The following is a 985-nucleotide window of genomic DNA, read 5'->3' as shown; positions in this document are numbered from 1 at the left end:
ACCTCTTAGTCCTGCCTCACAGGGTGGGGGAATTTACGCGACCATAAGTGGGGGAGTTTCAACTGACCGTCCGGGCAGCATAACAAGGCAGGGGCGGAAGTCTCTAAAAAGGGGGTACGTGAGGTACTGGGGGACGCACGAGAGGTTGTCCAGCGAAACTACCGCGTCGTGTCCGATAGCACAGACGATTTTGTTCATGAAAACCCATGGAAAACCGTAACGTTTGCGGCTTTGGGTGGAATCGTCTTGGGCATGCTTCTAAGCCGATAGCTCGATATACTGCTTTTTTTCACTAAAATGCCCGAAATTTGCTCGGTTTTACAGGAGCGTTAAGGTAGGTGGTCTCGTCGTACGGCGTTCTGGTTTGCCAGCATCGGTACAGGATCCGGATCCACTTGAACGCCAATGCCCTGACGGCAGCCTGGTGCGTACTTCCCTTCGCTCGTTGTTGCCGATAGTAAGCGCCGGCCCAGAACGATTTGTTGATGGGCTGGGCGGCCCATTCGACGAACGTCTGGCGCAGGAACTTCGGGCATTGCCAGCGCCAGTGCACCCAGCTCTTCTTGCCGCTACGTTCGGTCACGGGGGCAATGCCAGCGTACTTCTGCAGTTCATCAGCCCCGTGGAAGCGGTCGCGCTGCTCGCCAAAGGCCGCGAGCAGGCGCGGCGCCATTTGGGGGCCGGCGCCCGGCAGGCGGTCAAACAGGGCGAAGTCAGGTTGGGCCCGCGCGAGCGCCGCGATCTCCCTATCGAACACATCGATCGCCGAGAGCACGGTGCGCAGCTGCGCCACCAGCGCCAGCACGTGCAATCGGCAGGCCGTGATGATGCCAGGGTCTTCGGTGAGGGGCGTAGCGGCGCGGATCGATTCCAGACGTACCGCGATCAGCCTGATACGATCCCAAAGTGCTGGTATAAAGACTTTGCCCATTCGTCAATGCGCGCGACTTGATGAGGGATGCAGTCGAACTCGCGCCTGGCGTTG

The 985-nt window shown here is 59.3% G+C and carries 1 protein-coding gene and 1 pseudogene; one reads left to right on the top strand and one right to left on the bottom strand.

What is annotated here, in order from left to right; all coding sequences use genetic code 11:
- Positions 1-168: 168 nt before the first annotated feature.
- Positions 169-270: an ElaB/YgaM/YqjD family protein gene (locus AWB65_RS38010; protein ID WP_087671275.1), complete on the top strand. Its 102-nt coding sequence runs from the start codon at positions 169-171 to the stop codon at positions 268-270.
- 22 nt (positions 271-292) lie between these two features.
- On the opposite strand, the pseudogene AWB65_RS35050 reads toward AWB65_RS38010, so the two are convergent.
- Positions 293-898, bottom strand: a pseudogene (locus tag AWB65_RS35050) (transposase); the annotation flags it as partial.
- Positions 899-985: the final 87 nt, after the last annotated feature.

The sequence above is a fragment of the Caballeronia humi genome, assembly GCF_001544475.1.
GTDB lineage: Bacteria > Pseudomonadota > Gammaproteobacteria > Burkholderiales > Burkholderiaceae > Caballeronia > Caballeronia humi.
The sequence above is the reverse complement of the archived record's forward strand: the minus strand, read 5'-3'. Positions and strand labels throughout refer to the sequence as shown.